Below are 25875 nucleotides of genomic sequence, written 5' to 3'. Positions count from 1 at the left end.
GAATCACAAATATTTTCTAGAAAGCCAGTTCCCAGTTCCCAGTTCCCAGTCCCCAGCCCCCAGTCCCCTTTACGAATCCAGTGAATATTTCATGATGATATTGACAGTTGTATTTTTGTCTACAACAAAACTGGCATCACGAAACTTTGGTGTACCTGTTTGTATGGACACAGTTGGATTTTTGGAAATACCAAAACCTTCTGTGGGAATACCGAAAAAGTCTTTATTGAGTTTGCGATCGCCATTTTGATCATCAACTACGGCGACAGCATAAGTTCCAGGCTTCAAACCGGAAAATTCTTTTGTTACAGAATTGCCAGTAATCTTAGCGCAGCCACTTTGAGCTTCACTAGTACTACTCATCGGAAATCCTTTTTCACTTGCGTAAACTCTGAAACAAACCTCACCTTTTTGGTGACGTATTCCATTTACAACCACACTTAGTGTTGTTGTTGGCTCTGCATTCACTGTTTTAGCAAAGCTGAGGCTCACTAAAGTAGCAAGCAAAACATGAGATAGTTGAGATAGTTTCAGCATAATTTTGTAGTAAATAATAGGTGATTTTGAACTGAGAAAAAGCTGGCGATCGCAGCTTTTATTTCTGAACTGATTTGTTTAAAGTGTGACTTGCTGTTTTTGCATTGATAGAGGTTGCGAACCTTTCCATAATCTTTGCAGTGCTATTAGCAAATCCTTCAGCAAAAGATATTCTGTCCCTTTTAACTGCTGATGTAGACTTCTATGACAACACAGCCGCTCATCCAAACTCAGGGGACTAAGCCAAATGGAAAGTATATACTCCCAGATTATTCTCCAATGTGGTAATAAAATTTGTCCTTTCTTTGCTGAATCAAACCACACTGAATATGCATAATAATCAGGCATGGTACTCAATAATGATTGGTCATTCTTATCAGCAAACAGCAAGTAATTGGGAAAGAACATACTCATTGATTGTTGTGGATGGCTTCTGGGAAAAAACAGGTATTCAGGGATTTCATAAAACCGACCGAGAAGACCAAGCCTTAACAAGAGAATTCCATCTGCATTACCATAACCACCCATAGGTGGTATCATTCTCAGGGCACTGGCGCGAATTACTCCATAACATTGATAACATAAATGTTTGATCAGCAATTCGTGAAAACGCTCCTGTGGTTTTAGTGCATCTGCCTTGAGTTTGATATTGTAATTTTGGAGATAGTTCCCCTGTTCATCAATGAAATATGCCTGGGAGTGACATAAGATTATGCTAGGATCTTGGTCAAGCACCTCAACACACTTCTTGATAAAATCTGGAGAATGTAGATCATCATAGGCTGCCCATTTAAAATACTCACCCGAAGACAATTTAAAGACGCGATTAAAGTTACGAGCGCAACCTATATTCCTGTCATTACGGTAGTAACAGATACGTTTGTCTTGTTCGGCGTAAGCTCTACAAATTTCCTCAGTTTTATCTGTAGATGCATTATCTGAAATAATTAGTTCAAAATCTTCAAAGGTCTGAGCCAAGAGTGAATCTATGGCTGCTTTGATAAATTTTTCACCATTGTATACAGGTAATCCGATGCTTAATCGTGGCTGATTACTACTCATAGAAAACAAGTATTCGGAAAATCTGTGGATTATTTTATGCTTAATTGCAGATAATTGTTAGGCAGATGCAACGTCAGAATTCAGAAGTTAGACTTCAGAGAATTTAACTCTTGTACAGACGCGATTAATCGCGTCTCTCCTAACTCCTTGCAATGATTCTAAAAAATCTGGGGATTATTTAATCAAGCTTTGAATATCTGTTTTTTGCAGCCATTCATGTGTTCGCTGCATTCCTTCTTCGAGGTCGATTGCTGGTTTATAATTTAACAGGTTTTGTGCTTTGACAATAGAACAAGCGTAGGGACGAGTCATAAAATCTATAGACTCTGGTAAGATATCAACTTTTTTCCGAAAAAGTTTTTGTCCTTGAACGCGTAGCTTTAGAAACAACTTGATTTCATCTTTCGATAATGAAAGGGGTGCTTGTAAATCTTCCATTGCTGCTAAACGCATAAAATACTCTTTCCACGCAGTTTCTTGTCCATCGGTGATATTAAATATTTCACCGTAGGTTTCTTTTTCTATCGCGAGAAAGATGCCATCAATCAGATTATCTATATATACGTGATTGATAACTCCTTTAGCATCATTGGCACAGGCAAATAACTTTTGGCGCATCATCAGAATTGGTCTGACTATCCAGGGGATACTTCCTGGGCCGTAAACATCACCGGCTCGAATAACAATAATACCCAAATCTGGAGGATGATTCAGTTCTAATACTGCTGTTTCAGCTTCTATTTTTGTTTGACAGTAGGGATTATTTTCGCCAGAAAGTGGCCCGGATTCTGTAACACCATCAGGATAGTTGAAACCGTAAACCATCACACTGGATAGATGCACAAATGTTTTGACTCCAGCCTGTTTAGCGGCTTTAGCCATGTTGACAGTACCGCCAACATTGATATCACGAAAATGCTTAATTGCACCAGCTTCTTCGGCAATTTGCTCTGTATGTAAAACGATATCTACTCCCTGACAAGCCTTTTGAGCAATAGTAGAATCGGTAATACTACCAATAATTATCTCTACACCTAAATTCTGTAATTGTTTGTTCTGTTCTGTAGAACTTTGTAGTCCCCGAACCTTCATCCCTTGGGCTATGGCTAACTCGGCTGTACGCAAACCGACAAATTCATTAATCCCAGTAATTAGGAGAGTTTTGTTGCTGAGGTTCATATAGTAAGGGTTATACCAATTTTGGATTTTTGATTAAAAGAAAAGTGCTAGTTTGATAGTTTGTAGTAAGCACTTTAGTGCTTAAAAAATAAGGACTAAAGTCCTTACTACGAACTTGCTTATCTTTAACAAGTTGTTTTGGTTAGAAAATATCTCCCGGATCTGCGGAACGGAGTTTGTTGATCGCAAGCGCTCCTGATGTTATGCACATTAAAACTGTGGAAGTTAAGACAATAACCGCATTATTAGTGGTCATCATTATTGGTAGTTTGGTTGCTTCTGCTGCAAAGCTATATAACAAAACAGAAGTAATAAATCCTGGGATATAACCTAAGATTGCTAAAATCAACGCTTGTTGAAATACCACATTTAATAAATAGCTATTGGCATAACCGATGGCTTTTAAGGTGGCGTAAGCAACGAACTGTGTAGCAATATTGCTGTAAAGAATTTGATAAACAATAACCACCCCAACAACCGCAGCCATTGTCAACATCAAGTTAAGAATAAAACCAATGGGTGTTCTGACAGCCCAGTATTGTTTCTCAAAATCAATGAAGCCTTGGCGGGTAAAAACTTGGACATCATTAGGCAAACTTGCTTGTAAATTTTTTAGTACTGTTTCTGCATTAGTACCAGGTTTGAGGGAAATCAAACCGACATCTATCATATCTGCCGGACGAGTATTGGGATTTATCCTCAAGAAAGTGGAGTCACTAACAAGTAAATTTCCATCTACACCAAAGGAAGGGCCTAATGTGAATAATCCACCGATTCTCACCCGATAACCAATTAATGAATTGAAGGGAAATATTTCAATTGTCTGTGCAGTCTCTCCCGCATTAAATTTTTCAGCTATTGGGCCAAATTCTGGGCGAGAACCCCGGTCAAAAAGCATGACATCGGGAGTTTTGAGTTTATCTAAATTTTTCTCAACTTCTGGAATATTCATCACAGGTCTACCTGGATCGAAACCAATAACGTATATTGAATATTTCTCACCAGTTGCCGGATTTTTTAGTTTGGCAAATTGCAAATACATGGGGCTAACTGACTCTACGCCATTAAACCCCAGAGATTGATACAAACGAGTCCGCGAAAAACTTTGATTTGAGGTCAAAGATTTATATTGCGAACTAACTAAAAATAAATCTCCCTTGAGATTTTGATGCACTGCGGTTGCACTGGAATAGAGGGCATCTTGAAAACCAAGTTGCACAAACATTAGCAGCACAATAAAACCAATTCCGGCTACAGCTACTAGTAAACGAACTTTTTGCTGGGCTAGCTGTAGCCATGCTAAAGGAATTTTGAAAATCATGGATTTATTTGTCATTTGTCATTTGTTATTTGTCATTTGCCATTTGTCATTTGTCATTTGCAAATGACTAATGTTCAATGCCTAATGACCAATTACTAAATCTGAATGGCGACATCTACCTGTAAGTTGGTTAAACGAGCCACCCGCTCACTATCTGCGGGATTATCGATGGAGATTTTTACTTCAATTATTCGACGGTCTGTATCTGAACCAGGGTTGAGACTGAAGATGCTTTGTTTGTCAACTTGCCAACCAATTTCTTTGACAGTTCCTTTTAATGTTCCATTAAATGCAGTGCTGTTAATGGTGGCTTTTTGTCCTACACGCACTTTTTGAACATCGGTTTGATACACCTCTGCAATCACATACATTTGAGATGTTTTACCGATTTCAGCAAATCCGGTGTTGGTGTTGATTACTTCTCCAGTTTTGGCGTGAATTTTCAAAATTTTGCCATTTATGGGAGATTTTATATAACTTAAATCCAAGTCGGCTTTTGCTTGTTGAACAGATGTTGTTGCACTGTTGACTTCGGTTTGTGCGACTTGAACATCTACACTACGCACTTCGCTAATACTGGTGAGTTGTGCTTGTGCTTGCTTGAGTTGTTCTTGGAATGTGTCTTGAGTTCGCTTGAGGGTGGCTTGAGCTTCTGCTAACTGCTGTTGGGTAGTTTTTAGTTGCAAAGCTTTGCTATCTGCTACAGAAGCCGCGATCGCACCTTGTTTATATAATTGCTGATAGCGATCGTTCTCAGCTTGAGCATTATCTACTTCCGCCTGGATGCGGGCAATTGTCGCCTCTTGGGTAGCAACATCCCCTTTATATTGTGGCTCTAAACGTGCGATCGCGGCTTTTTGAGCATCGATATCTCCAGTTTTAGCTCCAGATTTAACCTGCGCTAGTTTAGCTTTGGCAACTTGCAGTTGGTCTAAAGCTTGTTGTAAAGCTGTTCTAGAACGACCATAATTTTCTAGATACGCCAGTATTTGCCCAGTTTTAACTGCATCTCCTTCTTTCACCAATAGTCTGTCTACACGCACCCCGTTACTAGAAGCGGGAGCAGTCAAAGAAGTTACTTCACCTTCTGGTTCTAAACGTCCCAAGGCTGTCACAGCAACTTTCACAGGCGTAGCAGCTTTTGGAGGATTCGCTGGTGGTGTCTCAACTTTAGGTTTAGACCAAAACGGTACCAAACTATAAAAAGCGATTAATCCAGCAGCTAGAGTCAGAGAAGCTGCCAAAATTACTTGCGATCTACCTACGGGTTTTGTGAATAATCGGCTTTCTTTATTTGCTGCCATATTTTCATTCCAATTCTGCTTTTTTAGGAGATAGCCTGGTTATATTTAGTCGATTAGATATAGACTCATCCGCAAATTACCACGAGGATTTTTCCTCTAGGGTTTCTACTTAATAATGTGGATGGTTCTAAATTGGTTTTATATGAATTGTTGTACGCTTCTACCGCCCAAATTTACTATTGTGGCGTGAAAATTAATGGTGGTGTTACTTCAAAGCTTCCTAAGTTATATCCTAATTTGATATCTAATCCAGTAGCGTAAAATACAATAGCGCCAACCAGAAAACTTAACTCTCAAGAACAACGAAGCGCTAATAAAAATGAACTCAGAATTGGGATAAACTTGTCATTAAGTATGGCGTAAAAAGTGAATATTGTCAACCAAAAAACTTTGCATAAATCCTGATTCTCTCACTAAATTATTTCATCACAGTCAGATTAGATGCTGCAAAAGTTACTTGTCACTAATCCTTTGTCTAGCAATTGAATACCAACAGATAGTTAGTTATTAAGCAGATTTGATATTACTAACAGATTATTATTAGCAAGGTTGTGTACTATAAGACATTATTATTGCTTTCGATTCTACTAATTCAATGCATGAAGTGATACCTTTGGTGAGTTAACGGACGTTAAAAGGGCGGTTAGAAACCGCATCTACACGAGACTTTACCCACCTCCGTGGGTTTAAAACATCCTCTTAGCATTCTTGTATAGTAGCCGCAAATTCCATTCGCCCTAGCTTTCTAACCGTCCTTTTAACTGATGCAATCACGATTATGTTTATCAAGTAACATACTAAAAATTAATATTTGCTTTATAAATAACCGCTTTGCTTTTTAACTTGACTTATATTGAAAAATAACCAAAAACTTTGACTAAATTATGATGTTTCTCTGAGAAAACATACTTATAGATATTTAATTTATCTATGTATTCATTCAATTGTGACTTACTAGACAACAGATTTTCATTGTTAACTTAATTCAGCACAAACTTATGGCTAACGCGTAGATAAAAAATATCTCATACATTTATAGAGTCATAAATTATACTTTTTTGCTTAATTTTATTCAAATTAACATCAGTAATTGTGGATGTTTGTTTATAAAATAACTTTAAAGAAATGATTTAGTTTCTGTAAAGTATGCTAGTGTTTTTATTAATTCAATGCTTTAAAGTGGTTAGACAAACTAGTTATTCAATTGAGATTTTTAAATTAAAAATAACTAAAGATAACTGCTTTGTCATTACCTTGTGACCATTTCATTACTTGTTCAAGTTACATAAATTCGGATTAAAGGTGGTGTCTTTTGTGTAACAAGCTTGTCAACTTTCCTGGTTTAAATAGCATAAAATATATTATCCCGGACGTTGAAACTGGCTATGACATTGAACAAGATACAGAACGTTGTCATTCACAACAGCTATGTTGCTGTGGTTAGCCTAGATAATCAAATGCTTTTGGGTGAAAAAACGTTTCTGTTCTCTTAGCTACTCCTCAGTTCCCATCACTCCAGTAGGATACCATTCAATACGGTTCGGTTAAAGGGGAAAGGGGAAAGGGGAAAGGTTTTAAATACATCCTTTACCCCTTACCCTTTAACCTTTTCCCAGACCACAAGGAAAGTTTATTGTGCTTATCCGAACCGTATTGGGATACCATTACTCAAAATCTTTACCATTACAAATGGATTAAATTCACTGGTCAAGCAGCTATTACACTCCAAGACTATTTTACCAGTTTTAACAACGTCTTTGACCTATTGCCACAATTTCAAGAGTCTAGCGTTGGATAACATTTTTGTGCGATGTCTACGACGGGCTACGCCTACGCAGTGTGCCAAAGCCGCCTGGAAACATCAGGTTCTCCCCTGGCAGTATGTGTCGTGTGTTGTCGATTTGGAAACAAGCATTTAGCAAAGATAAGATAGCTAACTGCTTACAAAACGAGAGTTTTTCATTATTTAGTAGGCAACAGAAATTACTGTAGCTACACAATTCACAGTACTAACTATGCCCTATGTCTGCTTATTCAATTGATACTGCCTTAACGGAGTTAGAGAGCCTGATAAATAATTGTGAACAGGCTGTGATTAAGTCTATCGAGGGAAAAAAAATGAAATCGGATAAATCAGTGTCAATCAACAAAATTAACAGACAATTACAACACAATCCTATCGCCATTGTTGGAATGGCTTCTCTATTACCTCAAGCTAGAAATTTGCGGGAATACTGGCAAAATATAGTAAATAAAATTGACTGTATTACTGATGTTCCTTCCACTCACTGGAGCGTCGAAGATTATTACGATCCAAATCCTAGAACCACTGAAGATAAAACCTATTGTAAAAGAGGCGGGTTTCTTCCAGAGGTAGATTTTAACCCAATGGAATTCGGTATACCACCTAGCATTTTGGAAGTCACAGATGTATCGCAACTATTAAGTTTAGTGGTTGCGAAAGAGGCGATGGAAGATGCTGGCTATGGCGAAAAACGTGAGTTTAACCGCGAAATGGTTGGTGTCATCTTAGGTGTGGCGATGGCCAAGCAATTAGGAATGCCACTTTCTGCCAGATTGGAATATCCGATTTGGGAAAAAGCACTTAAAAGCAGTGGTTTATCTGACGAAGATACTAAAAAAATCGTTGATAAAATCAAAAGCGCTTATGTGAAATGGGATGAGAACGCTTTCCCTGGAATGTTAGCGAACGTAGTCGCTGGACGAATTGCCAATCGCCTCAATTTTGGCGGGATGAATTGTGTAGTTGATGCCGCTTGCGCTAGTTCCTTTGGTGCTTTGAAAATGGCAATCAGCGAACTAGTTGAACATCGTTCTGACATGATGCTGACTGGTGGCGTTGATACCGATAACACCATCATGGCTTACATCTCGTTTAGCAAAACACCGGCGGTTTCTCCCAGTGAAAATGTCAAGCCTTTTGATGCTAAATCTGATGGGATGATGTTGGGTGAAGGTATCGGGATGATTGTCCTCAAACGGTTAGAAGATGCTGAACGGGACAACGATAAAATCTATGCCGTAATTAAAGGTATTGGTACTTCCAGCGATGGACGTTACAAGAGCATTTATGCTCCGCGCAAAGAAGGTCAAGTTAAAGCCTTAGAACGCGCTTATGAAGATGCCGGTTTTTCTCCCGCTACTGTTGGGTTGATGGAAGCACATGGCACTGGTACAATGGCTGGAGATCCGACAGAATTCGGTTCTTTAAAAGACTTTTTTGATGTGCATGATGACAAAAAGCAGCATATCGCTTTGGGTAGTGTGAAATCACAAATTGGACACACAAAAGCGGCTGCGGGTGCGGCGAGTTTGATTAAAACTGCTTTGGCTTTACATCACAAAGTATTACCGCCCACAATTAACATCACCGAGCCGAACCCCAAACTCAACATTAAAAATTCATCCTTTTATTTGAATACCGAAACTAGACCTTGGATTCGTCCAGAAGGGGAAGCACCCAGACGCGCAGGTGTCAGTTCCTTTGGATTTGGCGGTACTAACTATCACGTTGTTTTGGAAGAATACGAAGCCGACCAAAACGCCGCTTACCGCTTACACAGTGGTGCTAGTGAAGTGTTGTTGTTTGCTCCCACAGTAGAGCAACTGTTGAGCAAATCGGAAGAGATTTTAGGGAAGCTGCGATCGCCATCAGGTAATTCACATTATGCACAATTAGTCAATGAGTGCAAATCGCCACAAATTCCCCTCTCTGCTCCCAGATTTGGGTTTGTAGCTGAGAATCTCGAAGAAGCTTGCAAGTTCTTGCAAACTAGCATTGACTGGCTGAAACTCAAAGGAACAGCCGCATCTTGGGAACATCCCCAAGGGATTTATTACCGTTCCTCTGGTATGGAGTTGGGTGGAAAAGTTGTCTCTCTATTTTCTGGTCAAGGTTCGCAATACCTGGAGATGGGACGCGAACTGGTGATGAATTTTCCTTTGATGCGCCGTCTTCATGGCTATATGGATAGCCTGTTGCTCAAAGATAATTTGCAGCCGTTGTCAGAAATTGTTTTCCCTCATCCTGTGTTTGGAGAGGCTGAAAAGAATGTCCAAATTGCTGCCTTACAACGCACAGAATACGCTCAACCAGCTATCGGGGTGTTGAGTGCAGGGATGTATAGCATACTGCAACAAGCTGGATTTAAGTCAGATTTTGTTGCCGGTCATAGCTTTGGTGAATTAACCGCGCTATGGGCTGCGGGGGTTTTGAGTACTGAAGATTACCTGTTTCTGGTGAAAGCTAGGGGTCAAGCAATGGCTGCACCCGAAGATCCGGATCATGATGCTGGTAGTATGTTGGCTGTCAAAGAAGACATCAGCAAAGTGGAAGCAGTGTTGAGACATTTTCCGCAAGTTGCGATCGCTAATCAAAATTCTCCAACTCAATTTGTCTTGGCTGGGCCTACCGCAGAAATAGCGAGAATCAAAGACGCTTTACACGAGAAAGGATATACAGCTGTATTGCTACCTGTATCAGCAGCGTTCCATACACCGTTAATTGCCTTTGCTCAAAAATCCTTTGCGATCGCTACCAAGTCAGTCAAATTCCAAAGTCCCAAAATCCCTGTTTACAGCAACGTTACCAGTAAGCAGTATCCCAAGGAAGCCCAAGGTATTCAAAAGATTCTGGAAACGCACCTTTCTAATTCAGTGCTGTTTAAGCAGGAAATTGAAAATATCTATGCGGCGGGTGGTACTTGCTTTGTGGAATTTGGGCCTCGGAGAATTCTCAGCAACTTGGTGAAAGAGATTCTTGGCGATCGCCCTCATATCACCGTATCTTTGAACCCCAGCACTCAAAAGAATAGCGATCGCTCCTTGCGAGAAGCAGTTGTGCAGTTACGGGTAATTGGTTTGGCTTTGAATAACCTCGATCCTTACCAACTTCCCCAAACTATCCCCCCAATTGAGACGAAGAAGACATTAAATGTGCGTTTAAACGGCATCAACTACAGATCCGAAAAAACGAAAAATGCCTTCGCTCTAGCTTTGCAGGATGGACACAAAGTTACATTACCCACCCCTGAATATTCTGAAACTGCGGCTCCTTTGTTTACTAGCCCAGGTGTGACTCCACCTTTAGCAGTGATAGAGACTAACGGACATAAAAAACTTACCCCAGCAATGAACGGTGTGACTGCTAGTATCATCACCCAGCCAGAGCAACAGATGAATCCTGTGACCCTTTCACAACCAGCCCAGGAATCTAAGATGCAACCAACACCAGAAAAACTTACAAATTACGAACAACTTTTAGCAAGTTTAGAATATCTCCTGACACAGTTCCAGGAAAATCAAGCCGAGAATTTACAAGTTCACGGTACTTATCTCAACCATCAAATGGAATACGCTAAAGCGTTTTTCCAACTGATGCAGCAGCAGAATTCCTTGTTGAGTGAAAGTAAATCAACAGCCGAAACTGCCAAAATGAAGCTAGTTGTCATGGAAAGCCTAGAGCGTAGCATGATGCAGTTTCACTCCCAACAAGGTGAAACTCTACGCATCCATGAGCAATATCTCCAAGAGCAACTGGAATATACTAAGAGCTTTTTCCAACTCATCCAGCAAGAGTATTCTCAAATCATCTCAGGTGAGGGAGCAACTCAACTAACAGAGAAACTCAGCAATTTCACTCCGTTCACCACAGAAACAACTGTTACTGATGCACCGACCAAGATAGTAGAAAGCCAGCCTTTGCCTGTAACTGAGCCAGTAGCTAAAAATGGCTTAAATGTTACCCAAGCACCTCTCCCGGCTGCTGTAGAGCCTGTAGTTGAAACTTCCTACTCCTCACTTCCTACTCCCCACTTCGCCACTGTCGAAACAGTTGAGCCTGTAGTCGCGCCACCTATCCCAGTAGTAGAAGAACCCCAAGCTGAGGTTGTAGTCAAAATTAGCTCACCCCCAGTCAAGGAAGTTGTTGCAGAACCAGCACCCACAACTGCTGCACCTGTATCTGGCGCAACCATAGATATTGTTGACTTGGATAAAAACCTCTTAGCCATCACCAGCGATAAAACCGGCTACCCAGTCGAAATGCTGGAAATGGACATGGATATGGAGGCTGATTTAGGGATTGACTCGATTAAACGGGTAGAAATCTTAGGGGCGCTACAAGAAATGTACCCCAACTTACCCAAGCCCAATTTAGAAGAACTGTCAGAAAAACGCACCATCGGTCAAGTTGTAGAGTATCTGCAATCCCACGCTTCCAAAAGTGTTTCTGTAGAAATTGCAGTTCACGAAGTGCAACCAGCAACCGAGATTGCAGTAGAGACTGCACCAGTAGTTGAGGTAGTCATTGCACCGGAACCAAGCGTAGTTGTCGCATTCACCCCAGAACCAGAAGTTGCTCCTTCTACAAGTGATGAATTTGCAAACTTAGGTGAAACCCTGTTAGCCATCACCAGCGATAAGACTGGTTATCCAGTCGAGATGCTGGAACTGGAAATGGACATGGAGGCGGATTTAGGGATTGACTCGATTAAACGGGTGGAAATCTTAGGGGCGATGCAAGAAATGTACCCCAACTTACCCAAACCAAATATCGAAGAACTCGGCGATCTTCGCACCATCGGTCAAATAGTTGATTACCTACAGCAGTTGGCTGGAGGTGAAAAAAAAAAGTCTGAGCCTGAGTTTGTCCAACAACCACCGGAATTAGAGCATACTATCCAGCGCCATCCGGTCAAACTCAGAAGTCTAGCACAGCCCGATTATTTGGATTTCACGTTACCAGAGGGACACATCGGTTTAATCACCGATGATGGTTCCCTCACCACTTATAAATTAGCTGAATCCCTAATCGAGAAAGGCTGGAAAGTAGTAGTTATCAGCTTCCCCCAATCGCTCATCGCCCAACAAGCGCCCTTACCCACAGGAGTAACCCGCGTCACCTTAGCAAACTTGAGTGAAGAACATCTTCAACAACAATTGCAAGCGATCGCATCTCACTGCGGAGCGATTGGGGCTTTCATCCATCTACACCCAATGTTTGTAGGAAATCACACCGGAAGTATTTCTTATAACGAATCAGAAAAGGCGATCATCAAGCACGTATTTTTGATGGCGAAACATCTGAAACCTTCCCTCAACGAAGCTGCAAAGCATGGACGTAGTTGTTTCTGCACAGTTGCTCACCTTGATGGAGCCTTCGGTTTAGAGTATAAAGTCAACTTCGGTGCGATCGGCGCTGGTTTGTTTGGATTGACGAAAACTCTGAGATGGGAATGGCCAAAAGTATTTACTCGTGCGATCGACCTAAGCCCCAGACTTGATGCCAAACAATCAGTACAAAACATCATCGCCGAACTTCACGACCCCAACCTTTATATAAGTGAAGTTGGCTACGGCTCACAAGGACGAGTCACCATTATCGCTGATTAAAAAGTTGATTAATGTTGTGTGCAACTTGATCTCGAACCTAACCCCCAACCCCTTCCCTACAAGGGAAGGGGAGTAAGAATCAAAGCCTCTCTCCCTGTGGGGGAGAGGAATGGAAGTGGGGGTTTCAAGAATCAGTTGCACATCAAAAAACCCAATTTATGCAGGTATTCACGAGGATTTATGACACAAACAGCCCAGCTTAGTCCATCATCTGTCTTTGTCGTGAGCGGCGGTGCAAAAGGGATTACGGCTGAGTGTACTATCAGATTAGCCCAACAGCAACCCTGCAAATTCATCCTCCTCGGTCGCTCCGAACTATTAGATACTGAGCCAGATTATGCTCAAAACTCTGATGACTCCGCATTGAAAAAATGCATCATGGAAAATCTTCTTTCTCAAGGAGAGAAGCCCACACCCATGAATGTGCAAAAAATATATAACAAAATTACCTCCAGCCGTGAGATTAAAAAGACTCTAGCAGCAATTGAAAAAACCGGAGCTAAAGCAGAATATATCAGCGTCGATGTCACAGATACGCCAGCTTTACAAGAAAAACTAGCCACTGCTGTACAACGTCTTGGGCCAATTACAGGAATTATCCACGGTGCTGGAAACTTAGCTGATAAGTTAATTGAAAAGAAAACAGAAGAGGATTTTGAAAAAGTTTACACTGCCAAAGTTCAGGGTTTAGAAAATCTACTGGCTTGCGTCAACCCTAGTCAACTTCAGCATTTAGTTTTGTTTTCTTCAGTAACAGGCTTTTACGGAAATCCCGGACAATCTGATTATGCGATCGCAAATGAAATTCTGAACAAATCAGCCCATATATTTAAGCAAAGTTATCCCTCATGTCATGTCGTCGCTATCAACTGGGGCGCTTGGGATAGTGGCATGGTGACAGCAGAATTAAAGAAGATTTTTCAAGAACGAAAAATTGAAATAATTCCCATTGCAGTTGGGGCACAAATGCTCGTTAAAGAAATGGATAATTCCAATCATACAACTGCACAAGTTGTTATTGGTAGCCCACTAGTTCCCCTGGCGGCGGAGTTAGATTCAGAACTACGAACTTATCGTATCCGTCGCCAAATGACATTAGAGGCTAATCCATTTTTGCACGATCATACGATTGCTGGCTCTCCAGTTTTACCAGCAACTTGTGCAATGACCTGGATTATCAATGCTTCTGAACAATTATATCCCGGTTATCGGTTGTTTAATTACCAAGATTTCAAAGTTCTGAAGGGGATTACTTTCAATGAAACATTAGCGAAGGAACATATTTTAGAAATAGAAGAAATTTCTAAAGTTAATCTTGAAAGAATCGAACTTAAAGCCAAAATTTCGAGTAAAAACCCAGAAGGCAGAATCCATTTTCATTTTAGCGCTCAACTCAATCTCCAGCGAGAAATCCCATCTGCACCAACTTATGAATCTCTCAACCTCCAAGAAGATAATATCATCACCGCTACAGGAAAAGCATTTTACCAAAATGGTGGGGCGACATTATTTCACGGCCCCGGTTTTCAAGAAGTTAAGAGAGTTTTAAACATTAGTCCTGAAAAAATCACTACAGAATGTCTTTGGCCAGAACTCAGCGCACAGCAACAAGGACAATTCCCAGTCCAATGGGTAAATCCTTACACCACTGACTTGAGTATGCACGCTTTATGGATTTGGACACAACACTTTCATGAAGAAGGTTGTTTACCTGGAAAAGTAGAAAAGTTTGAACAGTTTGAAGCGATACCACATAACGAAACATTTTACGTTTCTTGTGAAGTACTATCTAAGACACCAAGCAGTGCGATCGCAAACTTCATCATACACGATCGCCAAGGTAAAATCTATTCACGAATGCTTGGCGCTCATGCCATTATTTGGTCAATGAAAATGCTCAGAAGCTAGTAATCTGTGAAATTCAAAGTTTGTAGTAAGGACTTTAGTGCTTATTTTCTGAATATCGTGGCGAATTGAGGGTTGAATTTTCAACGCAAAGGGGCGCAAAGGGAAACGCAAAGGTTCGCAGAGGATTTATGAAATGTTGTACTAAGCAATCAAGTCTTTACTACGAACTATCAAAGCTAGCTTAATCTTAGGATTGTTATAATTTGCCTCGTTTAAAGTTTGGGGAACAGCGTAAATCCTGCCTTTTAATTATCTCTTGCTAAATACCCAAACTCGGAGCATATAAATCGTGGAAAAAATAGCCATCATCGCATTATCATGCCTATTCCCCGATGCAAAGAATCCTGAAGAATACTGGCAAAACATCGTTAATCAAAAAGATTCGACATCCTCTGCAACCGTCGAAGAAATCGGAGTAGATCCGACAATTTTTCACAATCCAGTTAAAGGTACACCAGACAAAACCTATTCTCTCAAAGGCGGTTACATCCGCAACTTCCAGTTTAATCCATCTGAATACAATCTACCATCAGAATTTGTTGCTAGTTTAGATAACACCTTCAAATGGTCATTGTATGCCGCTAAACAAGCAATCGTACAAAGTGGTTATTGGGGTAATCAAAATGTCCTGGCAAAATGCGGCGTAATTTTAGGTAATTTGTCATTCCCAACAAAATTATCTAATCAATTATTCTCGCCAATTTACCAGCAAGCTGTTAATCCTGCTGTCAGAGAACTTTTGCAGGATGAAGACTTTAATTTAGCTGTACCAAGTGCAACCAAAGCGTCTTTATACAATGCAATGATATCTGGTTTACCAGCATCTATCGTTGCTCAAGCTCTATCTCTATCCCAGATTAATTTATGTCTGGATGCTGCTTGCTCGTCATCATTTTATGCGATTAAACTAGCATCTCATTACTTATGGTCACACAAAGCTGATGTCATGTTAGCTGGAGCCATCAGTTGTGCAGATTCCCTATTCGTGCGGATGTTATTTTCCGGTGTTCAAGGATATGCAGAAAACGGCATTAGCCGTCCTTTAGATAAGTCCTCTAGAGGATTAATTCCCGCCGATGGTGTTGGGATGGTGATGCTGAAGAGATATTCTGATGCCGTCAGAGATGGTGATAATATTCTTGCCACTATCTGCGGTAATGGATTATCGAATGATGGCAAAGGGAAGCATTTACTAAGTCCGAATCCTAAAGGACAAACCTTAGCTTTTGAACGAGCCTACAATGAGGCGAAATTTAGTCCAAAAAGCATCGATTATCTAGAGTGTCACGCCACCGGCACATTGCTAGGAGATACAACCGAATTCAACTCCATCGAAACATTCTTTGGTCAACATCAAGCTGCACCTCTAGTAGGTTCTGCTAAGGCAAATACTGGTCACTTGTTAACTGCTGCTGGCATGGTTGGCTTGACTAAAGTGATTTTGAGTATGTCTCATGGTGTAATTCCAGCAACCATGAATGTTTCTGAACCTTTAACATCAGAAAAAGGTACAGTTTCTGCCGATAAAATTGTTAGAACAGCTACAACATGGCCGAATAATAATGCACCAATTAAACGGGCGGCTATTAGCGCTTTTGGTTTTGGTGGCACTAATTCTCATCTGATTTTAGAACAAGGAAATACAGCAGAATCAGTTGAATCAACTCCACCTGTTCCACCTACCAAAGTCGCCATTGTTGGCATGGATGCCTTTTTTGGTAACTGCAATGGTTTAGATGCTTTTGAACGCAGTATTTATGATGGAACACAACATTTTACTTCTCTACCGCCTCAAAGATGGCATGGGATAGAAAATCAAGAAAGTGTTCTGAAAGAGTACGGTTTACCAGACGGGAAAGCACCAGTAGGGGCATATATTAAAGATTTTGAAATCGATACTTTATCGTGCAAAATCCCACCGAATGAGATAGAGAAATTAAATCCACAACAATTGTTGCTTCTGAAGGTTAGCGATCGCGCCGTCAAAGATGCGAAACTACAGGAGGGTGGCAATGTAGCGGTTATAGTCGCCGCCGAGACAGAATTCTCTGTGCATCAGCTACAGCAAAGATGGAATCTCTCTTGGCAAGTTAAGGATGGCTTACTCAACCAAGGAATTTCTCTACCTGCTGAACAACTGGCGCAACTGGAAACCATTGTTAAAGATAGCATTCACCAACCAGTAGAAATCGGCGAATATGTAAGTCACATCGCCAACATCATGGCGAGTCGGATTTCTGCTTTGTGGAATTTCACTGGCCCTGCATTCACCGTCAGCGCTGGCGAGAATTCTGCCCTCAAAGCCTTGGAAATTGCCCAAATGCTACTCGCTACTGGAGAAGTAGACGCGGTGGTTGTGGGTGCGGTAGATTTAGCCGGCGGTGTGGAAAACGTCTTATTCCGCAGCCAATTTGCACCAATTAATACGGGTGTCAATACCTTGGGTTACGACCAACAAGCTAATGGCTGGACGGTTGGCGAAGGTGCGGGTGCAGTTGTCCTCAAGCGCTACGAAGCTGCTAAGGAAGACAACGAACGCATCTATGCAGTAATTGATGCTATGAGTTTCGCACAAGGTGATTCTACTTTGAGTGATGCTTTGGTAAAACCTGATGCTTCAGCTATCAGTGATGTCTGCAAACAAGCCTTCGAGATGGCAGAGATTCAACCCACAGAAGTTAACTATGTGGAAGTCTTCGGTAGTGGCGTTCCCCAAGAGGATGAAGCCGAAATTACAGGTTTACTGCAAGCTTATCCAAAAGTGGGCAATGGTTTGCACTGTGCATTAGGTAGCGTCAAAGCCAATATCGGCCACACCTATACAGCATCGGGAATTGCTAGCTTAATCAAAACTGCTCTCTGTCTTTATTACAGGTATATTCCCGCCACTCCTAAATGGTCTGGTGTCAAAACACCGCAAGTATGGGAAGGTAGCCCTTTCTATGTGGCGATGGAATCAAGACCTTGGTTTGTCGATAAAGGCGGCACACGCAGAATAGCAGCAATTAATAGCATGGGTATAGATGGCAGTTACGCCCATTTAATCTTATCGGAAGAACCCAGCCAAGAGGAACGCGACAACAGATATTTGCAACAAATGCCTTTTCATCTGTTTCCTATCGCAGTTAGCGATCGCACTACTATCTCCGATCTTCTCAACAATCTCCAACATACCATAGAAGCGAGTTCTTCTTTAGCAGCTACCGCCAGCGAAACATTTGCTACTTTTCAACAGCAATCTAATCCAAAATACGTCTTATCAATTACAGGACGTAACACAAAAGATTTACTCAAAGAAATTGAATCTGCCCGCAAAGGTATAAATAATGCCTTTGAAAACGGTACAGATTGGCAAACGCCACTAGGAAGTTATTTCACCGCGAAACCATTGGGTAAAACGGGAGCAGTTGCTTACGTTTACCCCGCAGCAGTCAATTCTTATATTGGCATTGGTCGTACCGTCTTCCGCTTATTTCCGAAAGTTTTCGAGGATTTAAAAAGTAACAATCTCTACAATCGGGCTGCTGATGTTGAAAAATTGGTTTATCCCAGAAGCTTACCTAAATTGACGACTAGGCAACTAGAAACTCTCGAAAAGCAATTGTTAGATGATTCACTGGCAATGTTTGAAAGTGAAATTGCCTTTGCTAGATACATGACAGCAATTTTCCGAGATGATTTTAAAGTCAAGCCGCAATCCGTATTTGGGTATAGCTTGGGTGAAACTAGTATGATGGTTGCCCAAGGGGTTTGGAGTGATTTTGAAGGTGGAAGTAATACTTTAAACTCATCACCTTTATTCGGCGATAAGTTATCTGGGCCAAAAAATGCGGTACGTGAATATTGGGGATTAACCGATTCACCAAACAACAATCTTTGGAATACCTATGTTCTCATGGCTACTCCATCGCAAGTTAGAGAATGCCTGAAACATGAGAATCGCGTCTACTTAACTCAAATCAACACACCAGAAGAAGTATTAATTGCTGGTGATGATGCCGCCTGTAAGCGAGTGATTGCAACTTTAGGTTGTAATGCCTTCCCCGCGCCCTTCGACCATGTGATACATTGTGAAGCGATGCGATCGCAGTACGAGGAAATCAAGAAGGTAAACAGCTTACCATCACAAAATCTTCCTGGTATCGTTTTTTACTCAGCTGCCGACTATCAACCGATTGTACTTGATAGTGATGCGATCGCTCACAACATCGCCAAAGGATTGTGCCAAGAACTTGATTTTCCGCAATTAGTTAATCGTGTCTACGGCGATGGAGTCAAAATATTCTTAGAAGCAGGCGCAGGTAATGTCTGTTCACGATGGATTGATAAAATTCTTGGCAACAAAGAACATATCACCGTCTCTCTTAATCGTAGAGGGATGGATGACCATGCTGCAATGGTCAAAGCATTAGCAAAATTACTCAGTCATCAAGTGAACGTGGATTTATCACCACTTTACAACAAAGCTCAAGGAACTGCTAATTCAAATAAAGCAACATTGAGAACAGTTACCTTGGGTGGAAAAGCAATTGCTGCTACAATTTTGAGCGAAGAAAATCGCCAGATTGTTAAAGATTTGGTTGAGGATATTAAATGCGATCGATTCAAAATACAGCATCCAGATATACCTAACATCCAGCAATCTGAAATCACAGATTTTCTTAAGACTTCCAACCAAATAACCCAAGAAGAAACTTACTCCCCTAACATCTTGCCTCAGCCAGAAGAAGTAAAACCGAAAAATATCATTGATAACGTTTTTGAAACGAGAGAACAATTACAATCTTCTGAGTCAAGCGCAATTGGGCAGCAAAATCTTCTTCATTCACAACCTGTCATCACTCAAAAAATTAGTAGCATCATCAGCATGTTCGATTTAAATAAGACCCAGTATCAAAAGCTCAATGCGAATAATTCAAAGATAACTAAAGCACATACTGCCTTCTTACAAGCTAGACAAGATTACAGTCAACAAATGAGCGAAATCATTCAATTGCAACTAGCTTGCGCCCAAAACTTGCTTAACGACGAATCCTGACATAAGTCTACATACTTCAACCGTCAATAACCTAGGGTAAGGGGAAAGGTGAACTGATAAAAGGAAAATATTTCTTCCCCATTCCCTATTCCCCACTCCCCATTCCCCTTTTTTAATAATTGTAATCCGAGGGATAACTACCGTGACAACCGTAGATACGGTACTAAGTAAACACGATAATGGTCTTAACTTCTCCGCTTGGTCATATAACAAAAACCAAGTTTGGAAAGGTTCTTTAGAAACTGTATCTTTCGAGAAACAAACCATCAAAGATAAATTGATGGTGTTAAATAAACCCTGCTACATCGTGAAAGTTGCCGGAAAAATCGGTGTTACAAATGAGGGGTATTTATGCCCTGGTGATAATGGCACAACAGCACAAGTAGAACTGCTAACATTTGCAGCACCAATCCGCATTCAACAATTTGGAGATCCGAATTTTCTCTCCTCTCATGGAGTGAAATATGCCTACGTTACCGGCGCAATGGCTGGCGGAATTGCTTCTGAAGAAATGGTAATTGCGCTAGGAAAAGAGCAAATTTTGAGTTCTTTTGGTGCAGGTGGTTTAACTCCAGAACGTTTGGAAGCAGCCATCAATCGCATTCAACAAGCTTTACCTCAAGGGCCTTATGCATTTAATTTAATTCACAGTCCCAATGAACCAGCGATTGAACGCCGGGCTGTGGATTTATACCTAAAATATCAAGTGAGAACAGTAGAAGCATCTGCATTTCTCGACTTGACTCCCAACATTGTTTATTACCGTGTTGCTGGATTGGGGTTGAATAGCGCCAATCAAATTGAAATCAAAAATAAAGTCATTGCCAAAATCTCTCGCCGAGAAGTTGCTACTAAATTTTTGCAACCAGCACCAGCGAGAATACTGAAAGAACTTCTGCAACAAGGATTAATTACTGAGTTACAAGCAACTCTTGCAACTAAAGTTCCGATGGCTGATGATATTACCGTCGAAGCTGATTCTGGAGGTCATACAGATAACCGTCCCCTGGTTTGTTTGCTGCCTTCTATTATTGCCTTGCGGGATGAAATTCAAGCCCAATATCATTACCAAACACCAATTAGAATCGGCGTAGCAGGGGGAATTGGGACACCACAATCAGCATTAGCAGCTTTCATGATGGGTGCTGCTTATATAATGACCGGTTCCATTAATCAGTCATGTGTTGAATCTGGGGCTTGTGAACATACCAAAAAGTTACTAGCCCAAGCAGAAATGGCTGATATGATAATGGCGCCAGCAGCCGATATGTTTGAAATGGGAGTCAAATTGCAAGTTCTCAAACGGGGTACGATGTTCCCCATGCGAGCGCAGAAATTATTTGAACTCTATCGCGCTTATGATTCCATTGAAAGCATCCCCCTTGCAGAAAGAGAGAAATTAGAAAAACAAGTTTTTCGTAAAACTATTGCTGAAGTATGGGAAGGAACTGCGGCTTATTTGTCCCAAAAAAACCCTGAGAAACTTGGGAAAGCAGTCAATAATCCTAAACTAAAAATGGCGTTGATTTTCCGCTGGTATCTAGGATTATCTTCTCGCTGGTCTAGTTCTGGTGAAAAAGGCAGAGAAGTCGATTATCAAATTTGGTGTGGCCCGGCAATGGGCGGTTTCAATGACTGGGTACGCGGTTCTTATTTGTCTGAACCAAATAATCGTCAGGTAGTTGATGTTGCTAATCAAATTATGACTGGTGCAGCCTTTTTGTATCGTGTCCAAAATTTGAAAATTCAAGGGCTACAAACTTCCGATTATTACAGTCAGTATCACCCTGTTCGTTCTACATCATTGTTGGAGATTTAAAAATGACTATAAAACAGTCTTTCACAGCAGACGATATTCAAGTATTTTTGGTATCTAACTTAGCTAAGTTGCTAGGAGTTGCAACTGATGAAATAGATGTCACAGAACATTTAGAAAACTATGGTTTGGATTCAGCCCAAGCAATGATTCTAGTCAGTAACTTAGAAAAGTTGCTCGGATTTCAACCATCTCCATTGCTGCTGTGGCATTACCCAAATATTGAAGCTCTTTCACAGCGTTTAGCTGAAGAAGTGCAAGAAGGTTCACCAGTTCAAGATACAAAGGTAGTAGCCTCTAATGCCAATACTGCACCCTCTGTTCTAGATTTAGGTGCTGAGGCTGTTCTTGACCCCACCATCCATCCCGGCGCTGCATCTAATGTAGCTATAGGTGAACCCAAGAACATCTTTTTAACTGGAGGAACAGGCTTTTTAGGAGCTTTCATCATCCGGGAATTGCTACAAGAAACTAATGCGGATATCTATTGCTTAGTGCGTGCTGCTAATGCCGAAGAAGGCAAAAGCAAACTCCAAAAGAATCTGGAACAGTATGCCATTTGGCAGGAAGAATTTAACTCCAGAATTATTCCGATTGTTGGCGATTTATCTCAGCCTTTGTTAGGTATTGGTTCGGAACAGTTTCAAATTTTAGCTGCAAATATTGATACCATCTATCATAGTGCTGCTTTGTTGAATTATGTTTTTCCATACTCTGCACTAAAAGCAGCCAATGTATTAGGAACTCAAGAAGTTTTGAGATTGGCTTGTCAAGTTAAAGTCAAGCCTGTACATTACGTTTCTAGTGTTGCTGTTTTTGAATCCACTGCTTATGCTGGTAAGGTTGTCAAAGAGCAGGATGAATTTAATCATTGGGAAGGCATTTATCTTGGTTACTCACAAACAAAATGGGTAGCTGAAAAGTTAGTCAAAATTGCTCGTGACCGTGGACTTCCTGTAACTATCCACAGACCACCACTGATTTCTGGTGATAGTAAGACAGGCATTTGTAACACACATGACTTTATCAATTTGATGACCAAGGGCTGTCTACAAATGGGATATTTCCCTGATGTAGATTATATGTTGGATATGTCTCCTGTGGACTATGTAAGTAAAGCCATTGTTTATCTATCACGCCAAAAAGAATCCATAGGTAAGGCTTTCAATTTACAACATCCCCAACCCGCAGCTTTGAAAATGCTAGTTGAGTGGATACGCTCTTTTGGTTATTCAGTTGAGATGATTCCTTACGAAAAATGGCAATCAGAGTTAATCAATAATGTGACTTCTGCTGACAATCCTTTATACACTCTGCGACCATTTTTACTGGAACGTTGGTCTGATGAACAACTGACTATTCCTGATTTGTACTTGCAAGCTAGAAGACCCCATATTAGCTGCCAAGATACTCTCCATGCACTAGCAGGGAGTTCTATTGCTTGTCCTCCAATTGACTCTCAATTGTTTATGACTTATACAGCTTACTTGATTCAAAGCGGCTTCTTGAATCTAGCTTAGGAATTCACAAATTGCGTAGGATATGTTAGGAACGTAACGCACCATCCCGGATACTTTCGGTGCGTTACGAACCTAAAAAATAAGTTTATTTAGTCCAAGCTTTTTAAAACTCAGTACTACTAAATAGCCAATATTTCAGATGCCAGCAACAACTAATACACTAACAGCGGCAATATAATTGCCCTGTTTTTTTATGCTCAATCATGTAAATTTTTAGTATTCAACCCTTGACAGAAGCAATTGAGGATAGAATGGTTAATATCGGGCATAAAAGGTTGATTTTACCTGCTGGCTTTTGTGAGTGATCAAAAGCCTAATGCTAGCAGTCTAAAATAACCGAACTCCTTTAAGGCCTAACTTCTTCGATGCATAAGTCCTAAATTTGCGTTTGGACTGCTACATCTATCCAATGCATCACATAAGCATTTGAAAGGGTAATAGCTCAAGATATTTCTTGTAGGTTGAGATATTACGCGTACTTAATTGTAGAACAAGAACCACTGTAAATGCAACGCAGCTTCATCAAGTTGAATTCACCAATATTCTTACATGAACACAACACATCAAAGACAGAGCAAACAAACTGCTCTTATTACTGGCGCAGCTGGTGGAATTGGCTACGAATTAGCCTGTATTTTTGCTGCTCATGATTACAATCTAATCTTAGTAGACAGAAACGGGCCAACGCTAGTAGAAATTGCAGCTAAATTCCAAGAAAAATTTGGAATTTTTGTCAAAACTATTGTTAAAGATTTATCTATATCAACTGCTCCTGAAGAAATTTTCACGGAGTTGCAACTCGCCGATATTAATGTTGATGTGCTGGTAAATAATGCCGGATTTGGTATCTATGGATTATTTCATGAAACAGACCTAGCTACTGAATTGGAAATGCTACAGGTAAATTTGGTGTGTCTCACCCATTTAACTAAGCTATTCGTGAAGCACATGGTTAAGCAAGGTGAAGGTAAAATATTAAATGTTTCCTCGGCTGCTGCTTTTCAACCTGGGCCTTTAATGGCAGTTTATTTTGCTACTAAAGCTTATATTTTATCGTTTTCAGAAGCGATCGCTAATGAGTTAGAAGGTACTGGTGTCACTGTGACAGTTCTTTGCCCAGGCTCAACCGCATCTGCTTTTCATGAAAGAACCGGGATGGCTGACTCGAAGTTGCTCAAGGGTAAAAGGATGATGGATGCACGAACAGTAGCAGAAGTTGGTTTTCGTGCCTTAATGAAGGGTCAAACCATTGTCATTCCTGGTTTACTCAATGCAATACTTGCAAAAAGCGTTAGATTTGTACCTAGAAACCTGGTGACAAAAATTGTGCGAAATATGCAGGAGGATAAGTAAGCAGATTGTCATTTGTCATTTGTCATTGGTCATTTGTCATTTGTCCACCATATCCCTCTTGTTTCATCTAGGAGATGAGCTTAGTCAACATCAGTACTGCCAGGACTTTAAATTCCAGCCAAAATTCTCTATCGCAACGGCAGCAACATAATTGTTTGCAGGTACTAGTTCAAAAAGACTCCAGTCTCCTAATATCTGTAACTTGGCTGGTTCTGTGGGAGTCAGCGATACTTCAACTTGCTCTAACTGAGATAGTCCGTCTCCAGTTGCTTTTAAATAAGCTTCCTTACAAGTCCAGTAACGGAAAAATATCTCTTGCTGTTGGTTGGGAGATTGCGATCGCAACATATCATATTCTCTCGGCAAAAAGAACCGTTTGGCAAGAGCTTCTAAATCAGACATCGGGCGAATATATTCTAGGTCTACACCAATTTGGCGAGTACAATTCACCGCACACAAACCCAAACTTTGGGAGTGAGACAAGTTAAACGCCAGTCCACTATCGGCAAATTTATCTGCTAACACTGGTTTGCCACGCTGTTGATAATTAAACTGCACTTGTAAGGGCTGGATACCCAAATAGCTACCTAATATAGTTCGCAGAATACCGCGACCAGCGATGAAACGCTGTCGATGTTCCTGAAAATAGAACCGTTCAGCACGAGCCTTTTCGTCACTGGAAAGAGTTGCTGCTAAATTTTGCAGCTGTACTTCTGGTTGGTCAAGTTCTATGCGCCAGACATGAATCTCATCCGGTAACAAAGTTAAATCTGTCGGTGCAGGTTGCCAAATATCATTAGAAGCGGTCATTGAGTCAAAAAGTCAAGAAAGTTGTACTTTAATAGTTTGTTTAATTACGACGATTATTATGGGTGGATCTGGCTTGACGCTTTAGCATTACTATATACAACTGCGCGTGTTTTTCCTAGAATCTGCCATAGGTGTTGTTAGATATTAAGTCTAGCTGTAAACATAAATACAGGTAGCCGCGATTACTGTTGCCAGCTAAATATTATAATTTATCGAACTTTGGGGGTTTAAGTCCCCTACCTCTACAGGCAGACCGTTTTGGGTTGGGGTCTAAATCCCCGGACGCTCGCAGACTCGCTAACGCAAAACGTAATTGCAAATTGCGAATTGTTTTAATACTCTAGATGTACGCTTCTCAATTCCACGTTAAATACCCTGAGAGAATACTTTAAAACTCTTGACAGAGAATCGCAAATTTTATTTTAGTTACAACATTAGCATTACAGCATTGCTCAAAGTAACTAGGACTAATATCTGCAAGTGTTCTGAAGTAGATATCTCTTCAGTAATAAATAATTTTTCTCAGAAAGTGTTAAATCTGGAACAAAAAACCCTTGCCAAAGCTTGTTAAAAACCTATTACAACTACTTTTTTGTAGAACATAGTGAGGATGA

General features: G+C 40.7%; 12 protein-coding genes. 6 read left to right on the top strand and 6 right to left on the bottom strand.

Translation table 11 applies throughout. From position 1 onward, the window contains the following. Positions 1-69 precede the first annotated feature (69 nt). The 5 genes from ACWATR_RS24620 to ACWATR_RS24600 form a co-directional block, all read right to left on the bottom strand. On the bottom strand, positions 70-537 hold the full coding sequence (locus tag ACWATR_RS24620) for a DUF2141 domain-containing protein (protein ID WP_460338223.1): 468 nt from the start codon (positions 535-537) through the stop codon (positions 70-72). 78 nt (positions 538-615) lie between these two features. Continuing rightward, the gene (locus ACWATR_RS24615) at positions 616-1599 is read right to left on the bottom strand and encodes a glycosyltransferase family 2 protein (protein WP_460338221.1); all 984 of its coding nucleotides are present in this window, start codon (positions 1597-1599) and stop codon (positions 616-618) included. Positions 1600-1773: 174 nt separating this feature from the next. Then, on the bottom strand, positions 1774-2778 hold the full coding sequence (locus ACWATR_RS24610) for an NAD-dependent epimerase/dehydratase family protein (RefSeq protein WP_460338219.1): 1005 nt from the start codon (positions 2776-2778) through the stop codon (positions 1774-1776). A gap of 142 nt (positions 2779-2920) precedes the next feature. Further along, a complete protein-coding gene (gene devC, locus ACWATR_RS24605; RefSeq protein ID WP_181932900.1) occupies positions 2921-4099 on the bottom strand; it encodes an ABC transporter permease DevC in 1179 nt (392 codons plus the stop codon). Between the two features lie 95 nt (positions 4100-4194). After that, on the bottom strand, positions 4195-5403 hold the full coding sequence (locus ACWATR_RS24600; RefSeq protein ID WP_460338217.1) for an ABC exporter membrane fusion protein: 1209 nt from the start codon (positions 5401-5403) through the stop codon (positions 4195-4197). A 2022-nt stretch (positions 5404-7425) separates the two neighbouring features. Here ACWATR_RS24600 and ACWATR_RS24595 point away from each other — a divergent pair. The 6 genes from ACWATR_RS24595 (at position 7426) to ACWATR_RS24570 (ending at position 24451) form a co-directional block, all read left to right on the top strand. Next, the gene (locus ACWATR_RS24595; RefSeq protein ID WP_460338215.1) at positions 7426-12816 is read left to right on the top strand and encodes a beta-ketoacyl synthase N-terminal-like domain-containing protein; all 5391 of its coding nucleotides are present in this window, start codon (positions 7426-7428) and stop codon (positions 12814-12816) included. Positions 12817-12996: 180 nt separating this feature from the next. Next, positions 12997-14724 carry an SDR family NAD(P)-dependent oxidoreductase gene (locus ACWATR_RS24590; RefSeq protein ID WP_460338213.1) on the top strand — a complete coding sequence of 576 codons (1728 nt, stop codon included), beginning with the start codon at positions 12997-12999 and terminating at the stop codon, positions 14722-14724. Between the two features lie 289 nt (positions 14725-15013). Then, on the top strand, positions 15014-19762 hold the full coding sequence (locus ACWATR_RS24585) for a PfaB family protein (RefSeq protein ID WP_460338211.1): 4749 nt from the start codon (positions 15014-15016) through the stop codon (positions 19760-19762). Positions 19763-19904: 142 nt separating this feature from the next. Beyond that, on the top strand, positions 19905-21581 hold the full coding sequence (locus tag ACWATR_RS24580) for a PfaD family polyunsaturated fatty acid/polyketide biosynthesis protein (protein ID WP_460338209.1): 1677 nt from the start codon (positions 19905-19907) through the stop codon (positions 21579-21581). Between the two features lie 2 nt (positions 21582-21583). Continuing rightward, positions 21584-23098, top strand: coding sequence for a thioester reductase domain-containing protein (locus ACWATR_RS24575; protein ID WP_460338207.1), 1515 nt, complete (start codon positions 21584-21586; stop codon positions 23096-23098). Between the two features lie 549 nt (positions 23099-23647). After that, positions 23648-24451 (top strand): SDR family NAD(P)-dependent oxidoreductase, encoded by an 804-nt coding sequence (locus ACWATR_RS24570; protein WP_460338205.1) that lies wholly within the window; start codon positions 23648-23650, stop codon positions 24449-24451. A 90-nt stretch (positions 24452-24541) separates the two neighbouring features. Here ACWATR_RS24570 and hetI read toward each other — a convergent pair whose 3' ends face one another. After that, positions 24542-25261, bottom strand: a complete 720-nt coding sequence (gene hetI / locus ACWATR_RS24565; protein ID WP_460338203.1) for a 4'-phosphopantetheinyl transferase HetI — start codon at positions 25259-25261, stop codon at positions 24542-24544. Positions 25262-25875: the final 614 nt, after the last annotated feature.

The organism is Nostoc sp. UIC 10890, assembly GCF_054786515.1.
Note: the sequence above shows the minus strand (reverse complement) of the source record. Positions and strands in the feature narration are given on the sequence as shown.